7 protein-coding genes and 1 pseudogene are annotated in these 7810 nt (G+C 45.6%); 2 read left to right on the forward strand and 6 right to left on the reverse strand.

Annotated features, from left to right (window positions below; genetic code table 11):
• Positions 1 to 17: 17 nt before the first annotated feature.
• The 6 genes from ACED42_RS12765 to ACED42_RS12790 all read right to left on the reverse strand — a co-directional run bounded on the left by ACED42_RS12765 (position 18) and on the right by ACED42_RS12790 (position 5861).
• A complete protein-coding gene (locus ACED42_RS12765) occupies positions 18 to 1052 on the reverse strand; it encodes a sensor histidine kinase (RefSeq protein WP_371702798.1) in 1035 nt (344 codons plus the stop codon).
• Complete coding sequence (locus ACED42_RS12770; RefSeq protein WP_371702800.1) at positions 1052 to 2344, reverse strand: hypothetical protein; 1293 nt, start codon at positions 2342 to 2344, stop codon at positions 1052 to 1054. Before ACED42_RS12770 ends, ACED42_RS12765 begins: the two co-directional genes overlap by 1 nt.
• Positions 2345 to 2353: 9 nt before the next feature.
• Positions 2354 to 3136 (reverse strand): outer membrane lipoprotein-sorting protein, encoded by a 783-nt coding sequence (locus ACED42_RS12775; RefSeq protein WP_371702801.1) that lies wholly within the window; start codon positions 3134 to 3136, stop codon positions 2354 to 2356.
• Positions 3129 to 4427 (reverse strand): ABC transporter permease, encoded by a 1299-nt coding sequence (locus ACED42_RS12780; RefSeq protein WP_371702803.1) that lies wholly within the window; start codon positions 4425 to 4427, stop codon positions 3129 to 3131. The genes ACED42_RS12775 and ACED42_RS12780 overlap by 8 nt, the downstream gene beginning before the upstream one ends.
• Entirely contained in the window at positions 4415 to 5113 is a 699-nt protein-coding gene (locus tag ACED42_RS12785; protein ID WP_135442256.1) for an ABC transporter ATP-binding protein, read from the reverse strand. Before ACED42_RS12785 ends, ACED42_RS12780 begins: the two co-directional genes overlap by 13 nt.
• 67 nt (positions 5114 to 5180) lie before the next feature.
• Entirely contained in the window at positions 5181 to 5861 is a 681-nt protein-coding gene (locus ACED42_RS12790) for a hypothetical protein (protein ID WP_371702805.1), read from the reverse strand.
• A gap of 353 nt (positions 5862 to 6214) precedes the next feature.
• On the opposite strand from ACED42_RS12790, the gene ACED42_RS12795 reads away from it, so the two are divergent.
• Both ACED42_RS12795 and ACED42_RS12800 read left to right on the forward strand, forming a co-directional pair.
• A complete protein-coding gene (locus ACED42_RS12795; protein ID WP_102445577.1) occupies positions 6215 to 7144 on the forward strand; it encodes a LysR family transcriptional regulator in 930 nt (309 codons plus the stop codon).
• Positions 7145 to 7364: 220 nt separating this feature from the next.
• Positions 7365 to 7810 (forward strand): annotated as a pseudogene (locus tag ACED42_RS12800) (hypothetical protein); the annotation flags it as partial.

Here is a 7810-nt window from a genome sequence, read left to right on the forward strand (position 1 = left end):
TTTTCTGGTCTGTAATTCTAGGCAACTGCGTTAGTCAGCGGTAACAAGATCGTCGAGACTACCCCGCCTTCAGAGTGTTCAGTAATCGTGAGGCTCGCCTTATCACCATACAGGGTTTCGATTCTTTGACGAATATTGCTCAACCCAACACCGTGCCCCGTATTCGCAGAAGGCGTTTTCAACCCAGCGCCATTATCAGCCACTTCAATTTTTAGCTGCTGGGCTTGTTGAGTAATACGAATATTCACTTGGCCACCCGCGGCTTTGGGTTCAATACCGTGTGTGAGTGCATTCTCGACCAAGGGTTGAATCAAGAACGGTGGAATCACCTGCAAATCGCTAATCTCGTGTGTTTCAATCGAGAACGCTAAGCGCTTCCCCAAGCGTATCTTCTGAATATTAAGATAAGCGTCTAACAAGTCGACCTCTTGTGCGATTGTCGATTGCTCGGTGCGGCTATTTTTCAAAGTTACACGCAACAAGTCGGTGAGTTTTTCGAGCATCAACTTGGCTTTCGCGCTGTCACTCTCTATCAACACATTGATGGTCGCAAGTGTGTTGAACAAGAAGTGCGGTTCAATTTGGCTTTGCAGTTGCTTAAGCTGACTCAGCACCACCACCTTTTCTTGATCGGCCTGACGACGCTTAGCCACTTCCAATTCGTTATCGGCACGTAACTGCTGCTCTCGTGTGTAGAAATAGTAATAGCAAACCGAACAGAAAATCACACCGAGCAACACGACAGATTTAAGGTCCGAGATATTGGCCCCGAAATATCCGTTCAACCAATAGTGTGCGTTCAAGGTACCAAATGTCATCGCGAACACCATTGAGATACCCACTTCAAGCGTTCGGGATGTCCTCTTAAACAACTTAACCAAGATGAAAGAAGAACCCATGGCGCTGTAACCAAAGCCAAAACTGATTGCCAGGTTAACCGTTAATCCGCCGCCCCAAATCGTATGGGTTGTTATCGCAATAAGAACACAAAATAGAGTGGTGAACGCGAAGATTTTAATCCATGAAAATCGACTGTGTGATGAAGTGTCCATTAAAATCGTCCTTTGATATTTAAGAGAATCATATGACTATCGGGTAAGTTGGCGTAAGCAGAATCACTTTTACCGCCTAGAAAGCGTGCAGCAAGTTCCAAATCCAACGATGAATCGCCATTATCTAAAGCCTGATAGTTAAGCCATTGAGTCGCAATAAAGCCGCCGTCTTGGGGAGACAGCATGACATCGAATGTTGGCGTGATATCTTCAAGCCAGCCATGTGTCGAATCCAGAGACCAGTGAAACATGATGTTATGTTGAACCAAATTGGCGTGTTGATAACCTTGAGCGTAAGAACCAGCCAGTGATGCTGTCATCGAATTGATAGACAAAGATTCTGCATTTTCTATTGCGCTTTGCCATTCTGAGTTACTCCAAGCGCGGCTATCAAACCAGTATTCCAATACCACATTGTGGCCCGTGTCATTGGCCCATGTTAATCCTGCTAACGCTTGATAAGCCTCGCCCTGCTCTTCAAGATAAACCGGTTTATGCAGTGAGTTAGGTTGACTGTAGCCAAGGCTTTGTCGCTGATAAATCACAGAGCCGTGAAACTCCCAAGCGAGGTTCAATACCGACACCAAGCTAGCTCCAAGTAAGCCGTGGCGTACATCGTCGTAATAAGCGACCCATTGATATTCGTGATCGCCTACCAAGTTGTAACGACGCACTCCAAACCCTTGCTGCTGGTTCTGTTTTTCGAATTCATTCACATCTTGGGAAGTCCATGAAGAGTCGCTGTAAAGCAGTGTCCACTCACCCGTCATATCGAACAATGACGCCGAAGCTACACCCGCCCCCTCTTCTGCGACAATACCGACTGGGTTCTGGCGATAAGGCTTGATGATGTCTAACGGTCGATAGCCATAACCCACGCCCCAATCTAGGCGAACCTTGCCAAGAGTGACATCGAGGTAGTGATCACCGACTATAGAATTAGACAGCTCAACACCACCTTGCCAAAACAACTCACGCACAATGAATTCAGACTCAAAGCTCGCCTCTTGTCCTTGAGGGTTATTGCTTAGAATATCGTTGGCTTTCACTGCGAACAGACCAAGCCAATTGTTATATCCAACCTCTAGATCCAGCAAGCCATTGAATGACTGACGATTATCAGATGGTAAGGGGCTGAATGGCGACTCTCGCGATTCAACGGCTTCTGCACTGAGTTGCCAGTCCCACGCCAAGCTCAGATCGTCCGCTTGAATCGTGTTACTCACACAAGACAAGGCGAGCAAAGTCGCGATTGAAGACTTGATGTGGAATCGGTGATTGGAAGCTTTCATAACGCTCACCTACAGCCCAGACACGCTGTTACGCGATAAGTAAGCAGGGTTGTAGTATTTGTCTTCCAAGCTTTGTTCAATCACTTCGCGATACTCAATCACGGTTTTCTTACTTGGCTGTATCTTATCGAGCAAGGTCATCGACACCACTGTTGGTAATCCATCACGCTCGCCTTCAGTAAACCAAGCTTGTTTCGCCAGTTTTCCAGAACGCAGATACAGATCCGCTTTAACTGGAAACGCTCGGTCTGCCGTTAACCACAGATCAATCGATTGATAGCTAGCACCCTTGGTTTTCGCCGCGAGTTTTAGGTGATGGGTATCGAGTGTCTCGCCAGTCGGCATCTCAACTTGTTGCTCGGCAACCCACTTACCTTGATAATCCTCACTCCAAGTGAGTGTCGAGATGTCCCCTACCGAAGCTTCACCAAGCAGTTTTTGCATCGGTGTGATACGAATTGGGCGACGAGATTTCGGCATCAGTAGCCAATAATTATCTTCTATCATCAGCATCTTTTGACCAGCCTCGACGGCTGACTTAAAGACCACTAACGACTCCCGATTTGGTCTTGTGTAGACGTTGTATTCACGGGTTTTGTCGAGTTGGTCGTCTTGATACAGCGCCACCAGAGACACTACCTTAGAGGCTTGTGCGCTGTTCAATCGGTAACTATCCGCCTTAGCGATCATCTCTGTGACTTGTTGTGAATCGAATGCCCAGCTTGGTGTCGATGCTAGAACCAAAACCAATACAGAACCTAAAACAGTGAGTGAACGAGTAAATTTATACATAAACCAGCGCCTCCGTGATTGGCTTATTCACGCCTTTGCGAGCAGAGAAATAAGCAGCCAGCAAACATATCGTCAGCACACCTAAGGTGGCGTAACCAACCAATTCTAATGAGAAGTAAATGTTGAGTGGGTAGCCTTCGCTTCGACCCGGAGGTGGTGGCATTTGTATATCAACCACCAGCAATAACACCGACACTAAGCCACTCACGATTGCGCCAATCGCACTGCCAATCAGTGCCAGTAACCCCGCCTCTTTTAAAAAGCCTGCGACGATTTCAGAGGGGTAACTACCCAGTGCCGACAAAGTGCCGATTTCACGAGTGCGTTCCGTCACCGACATGGTCATGGTGTTAAACAGCGACACGAATACCACCAATGCCATCACCGCACCCATGATGCCGAAGATCCGGTCGTAAAGATCTTTAACCTTGGTGTAGAAAAACGCGCGATCTTGCCACGGAGTGATCTCGATCTCTGTGCCTTGATCGTTTTGGCTCGCGCTATTTCGATCTAAAGCAGTTTGAATACGCTGTTGAACAGTCGAGGTCTTGTTGGTTTCAAATAGGAACACCGACAAGGTGCTAACTTTATCTGAGGCCAAAAGCTCTTGGGCAGTAGTGATATGTACGTAAAGCTGACGCTTATCTAGTTCAGGCACCCCTGTCGAATAAATACCCTGCACCTTAAAATCAAAGGCGTTCAAAGCACCGTCACTGGTGGTCGCGAGCAGTGTCACCCAATCACCAACCGCAACTTTGAGGTTACGAGCAAGGTCAGTTCCCAGCATAACTTGTGGTTCTTGGCTGTCGTATCTTGGTGACTTCACATCCGATAGGGTTTGACCACTGCGCACATCAAGAAAAGGACCTTTCATGTCGAACTCGCGCTCATTGACGCCAGTTCCCATAAAGATGGTCGATTTGCTGCCGTTAGACACCAAGCCACTAAAATAGACTCTAGGCTGCACACCACGCACGTCGCTGTCACCAATGATGCTCTTGGTTAGCGCTTGAGCATTATCCAGACCATTGCTCAACGGCATGTCTTCGTCTTGTTCAAAATAACCCGGCGTGCTCAAAGTAAGGTGACCAGTATCTCGCGCGGTCGACTCTCTCAAAGATTCGTAGGTATAAAGCCCATAACCACCCGCACTAGTCAGTGCAAATACGGCAATCGCGATTATCAACACTGAAAGCAAACTACGACGGCCATTTCTTAATAAGTTAAGCCACGCCAAACGCACCGAAGTTGGAAGTAAAAACGTGCTCATTCTTTGTGTTAACTTGCCCATGAGATCGCCTCCGTTGCTGTAGTTTGCGGAGCCAGTTGGCCATCGATTAACTCAATCACTCGGTCACAACGCTGCGCCATTCTTGGGTCGTGCGTTGCGACGATAAAAGTCGTGCCCATTTCGTGGCCGAGCTCTTTCATGATATCGATCACAAGGTTGGCGGTGTGGCTGTCTAAGCTAGCGGTCGGCTCATCGGCAATCACCAAGCTTGGGTTATGGATAAGGGCTCTAGCTATCGCAACACGTTGCTGTTGGCCGCCTGAAAGGTTGTCTGGGCGATGATGAACGTAATCCCCCAATCCAACACGCTCCAGCATATGTTGTGCTCTGGCCTGTTGCTCTTGTTTCGAGCATTGGTTCAACATCAATGGGTAAGCGACGTTTTCAAGCGCTGTCATAACAGGAACCAGATTGAAGCGCTGAAAGACAAAACCCAACGACTGACGACGAAAACGTGCAGCGGCGATTTGCTCTGTCGGATACGCTTTTCCATCAATATTGATCTCGCCTCGGTAATCCATATCCAACAATCCAAGAATATTCAAAAGTGTGCTTTTGCCAGAACCTGATGGCCCACATAACGCCACCATTTCACCACGTTGGATATGTCCATCGACCCCGTTTAATGCATCAACACGTTGACCGCCCGTGACATATGCTTTGCCGATATCTTTAAATTCAATCATTTCGTTGTCCTCTTATTACCGATCCATTCTCAAGCTCTCGCAAGCCGCAATTGAGCTTTCACAGCTGTTATTTGGCTTTGGCTATTAGGGCCTTCGCTGTCATGGTCTCGATGTTTCCGGCATCGGTACTTTCCATTTTTTCAAGCCACACCTGTGCTTGCTCGAAGTCTTCAGCACGAATCGATGCGGTAATGGCATAACGGTAAATCCACGAGGTTGCAGCGAAATGTTGTTGCTGGAAATCATCTTCCGCAAGTAACGAGAGGAACAAGTCATAACCACGATCGAAATGGTTAAACATGTCTGGCAGAGAGGTGTAAGTAACGGCAGCCATGGCGCGAGTTAGGTAAGAATCTGGCAGCCCTTGAACACGAGGTTGCTCATGAATCGGTTGGTCTTCGTCTTTAAGCAGCACCAGTGATTTATCAATGGTCGACAAACCCTTTTCCACATACTTCATCTTATTCCAAGGTAAGAACGCATCACGCCCCATCAGGGTTTCTGTGCTTCCGAGGTAAACCAAAGTCAGTGGCGTCGCGCCGTCTTGTTGCAGCGTGTCGTTAAGGCGTTCGTAAGCCACTTCAACCAAATCTTCATTACCTTGCGCGGCTTGGTTATAGATATCGAGCACGGCTGAACTCGGGTTCGCCAAAGCTAATGACGGTGCAAACGAAACAAGTGCAATCAGTAATGAACGCTTAAGCAAAGAAGTGGTAGAGCCTGAATTTAATGATTGTGAAGTAGTCATGATTTCTAATCCCTTTCAAATGTTGACGTTGAAAGGTTAACTAGAATTTGTCATGCCGTTTTATCAATGCGACGAATGGTAATTACGAGGAGTGAATGGTTTAGAGGCGGTGTGAGTGGACAGAGAAAAATGAAAAGGCCAGTATCTCGCATTTTCAATTAACTTAAAAAATGCTGCGGGCGACTTTAAGCGAAGTGCATAACGGCTTTAGCTCGATTAAGTTATTAATCAAACTACTTTTCAGCTATCTTAGCTACTTAATTGATAATAACGCGTATAACAGATAATACTCACAACACGCCCTCGTTATGTTCAATTGCCATTTCGTTTTATACAAATATTAAGGGGCAAGGATGGCCAAAGACTTTTACAATAATTTGGATTTGAACCTGTTACGCACTTTCCTAGTTATTTACCAAGAAAAAAACCTTCAAAAAGCATCAACACGCCTTCATGTATCGGCCCCTGCACTAAGTAAGTCACTCAATCGACTACGTCATCATTTTGATGACCAATTATTTTTAAAAGTACCTAGAGGGTTAAGCCCGACACCATTCTCTGACAACCTGGCACAAAAAATCGCCCCAACCTTCGACACTTTGAATAATAACATCAAGTCACTTCAAGAATTTGCACCGAGTGATCTTAATGGAAAACTCACAATTGCGATCTCTCCATTTCTATTACACGCAATAGGGAAAGATCTCTTTACTGAAATTCATCAACAAGCTCCTAACGTTGAACTTCATTTAGTTAACTGGTCAAAGAGTTCTCTAGAAGATATTTCTATAGGCACAAGTAAACTCGGCATCAATTACGACCTTCCATTATCTAGGAAAGATATTGCGTGCCAGTTGATAACTAAAGACCAGTTTCGAGTCTATGTGAGGAAAGATCACCCCATACAAGATCGCATTGAGTTTTCCGATGTTCAAAATTACCCAATTGCGACGCTTATCGCTGCCGATTGGAACTTAAAAGAATCCTTTGCTGAAAAGATTATTCGAGAGGTTGATATAACACTTCAACCGAATATCGTTTTCCGTTCGGAGCTCCCATCTGCGATCTTGGAAACCATTTCTGAAACCAACATTTTATTCCCTTCAACAGGGTACATTCATATCGAACGATACCCAAACCTCAAAGCCTTGAGCCCTATAGATACAGAGCAGAACTTAGTAAAAGACATACTGGTCTATTACCCAATAAAAGATAAAAATGACCCAACGCAACAATGGCTGCTAAGTATCATTACCCAACTTCTCGAAGATTGGGATAAATAACCTATTTACGGTATCTGTGTAAGTAACCTCTTAGGGAAAGATGCCTCTGTGAACCACCTTAAAATCAAAACATCGCTATTAACCATTGGTTAATAGCGATGTTCCTTTTGGCAATTAGCACTAAAATCCGGCACCCATTATTCTCTTCATCAACGGCAAGAACGCCAACTTAACCGCATAGACGCGTAACTAACGTTCAAACTCTTTGAGAAGCTAATTAATGAAAAAAACCATACTAGCCACAACTATTCTTTCAATGATTTCATTCGGAACATTGGCACAGCAAGTAAATGTTGTTGAAGCAAATAAGCAAACTAATGCTTTGATCGAAAATCAAATTTCAGCAATTGACGCATCGGTTCTAGCTCAGCTTGAAGCACAAGAAAGCTCTGTCGCTGTTGTCGATGGCAACTTATATCAGAAAGACAGTGAAGGCGGTTGGGCAATGGTTGGCGCGACCTCTGCGGCATTAGTTGCAGGATTATTCAGTGGTTCTTCAAGCAACACATCGAGCTCGAACGGTTCAGACTTACCTGGTAACTTACCTAATATTGACGCTGTTAACCCAGTAGAAAATACACCAGCAAACCCAATTGAAGCAACGCCAGACGCTGACAATGGCCGTCAAGTTGACCAAATTGCAGACAACATGTGGCAAGTATCGAC

The sequence above is a fragment of the Vibrio sp. FF145 genome (assembly GCF_041439075.1).
Classification (GTDB): Bacteria; Pseudomonadota; Gammaproteobacteria; order Enterobacterales; family Vibrionaceae; genus Vibrio; species Vibrio tasmaniensis_A.